The 1,523-nt window shown below is 43.9% G+C and carries 1 protein-coding gene; it reads left to right on the top strand.

Annotated elements, in window-relative coordinates; all coding sequences use genetic code 11:
* Positions 1 to 417: 417 nt before the first annotated feature.
* A partial coding sequence (locus AB4653_RS26160) for a TonB-dependent receptor (RefSeq protein ID WP_372105681.1) occupies positions 418 to 1,523 on the top strand: 1,106 nt, incomplete at its 3' end.

Here is a 1,523-nt window from a genome sequence, read left to right as displayed (position 1 = left end):
TATATGAACATATCTAAGACTTCGATATTTGCTAGCCATTAAGTGATGTCGACTTGAATTATTGAACATTATTTTGAGGTATGACCAGTTAATAGGCACGCCGTGCTAAAGGGTATTAATCCCATCCGTTACCTGGCTCAAACCTTTATTTATTTGCTGTCTTTCTCCCTATCGAAAAGTCCTTTTTCTGAGTATTCCCAACCGTCGAACCTCGTTTTTACCTACTTTTATACGACATTATCCAATGTCTTAAGAGGCTTGTTCTTTTTATGATTTTGTTTTTATTGATTATTTTGTAAATAGCAATGTTGCATATCGTGCTGGAGGGGTAGGCGGTAAAATATATATTGCAAATATAAATGATATTTGTTCTTATTCGCGTCCATTGTGATTTATAAACTAAACCGGAATTAGAATATGAACGTTAGATTGGCTTTCACCCCCCTCGCTTTGGCAATTGGAGGTGCATTAACCACAGTGGCTACCGTGTCGAATGCAATGGCTTCAGAAGAAGTAACGGTGGATGAAACCGTGCAAGTTATTGGTCATCAGTACGAAGGCTACGCGGAGCACATGCCGCAATCGGGTACCAAAACGGATGTCGAATGGCTCGATGTCCCACAAGCCGTTTCAGTGGTCACTAAAACAGAGATGGAAGACCGTGGTGCGGTCCGTTTAGTGGATGCTCTTGATGGTGTTGCTGGTGTCAATAATACCTTAGGTGAAGGCAGTCGAGATCAGTTCGTTATTCGTGGCTTTGATGCACTGAATGACATGTATCGTGATGGCATGCGTGATGATGGAACTTTACAGTCGTATCGAAGCCTATCCAATATTGAGCGTGTTGAAGTGGTAAAAGGCCCTGCAGGTGCTCTGTATGGTAGGGGTTCTGCTGGCGGTATCATTAACTTAGTCACCAAGCGAGCGAATGGCGACAATTTTACCAATGTGAACGGCAGTGTTGGCAGTAACAGCCAATTTGTAGGGCAGGTGGATAGCTCAATGGCGTTTTCAGATAAGGTCAATGGACGTATTAACCTGGAACACCGACAGGCTGATTCGTATGTTAACCATGTCGATTCGAATGATTTCTTTATCGCACCAACCATTCGAGTGCTGCCAGCTGAAGGGCATACCGTTGACTTAGATGTCGAATATGCACACCAAGAGCTGGTGCCATATCGTGGTGTTCCATCCAAAAATGGCAAACCTGTCGATGTCTCTGAGAGTTCTTTCTACGGTGGCACTAACGATTATCAAGAGTCCGATAGCCTGCGTGTTGGCATTAATTATGAGTGGCGCTTGAATAGCGAGTGGGTATGGACAAACCGAGCGGCATACAATCATATCGAACTTGAGCAAAAGGGCACGCGTCAAGGCACTGTGACGGGAGATAAAGTCTCTCAAACCGTGAACAATTTCGGTTATGACCCTCGAACCACAACGACGATGCAATCCGAGTTAGTGTGGGAAACCGATTCTAACCAAATGATGATTGGTGCGGATTATAACCAGATCAATAT

This window comes from Vibrio sp. 10N.222.48.A3 (assembly GCF_041475345.1).
In the GTDB taxonomy this organism is placed as follows: domain Bacteria; phylum Pseudomonadota; class Gammaproteobacteria; order Enterobacterales; family Vibrionaceae; genus Vibrio; species Vibrio tasmaniensis_A.
Note: the sequence above shows the minus strand (reverse complement) of the source record. Positions and strands in the feature narration are given on the sequence as shown.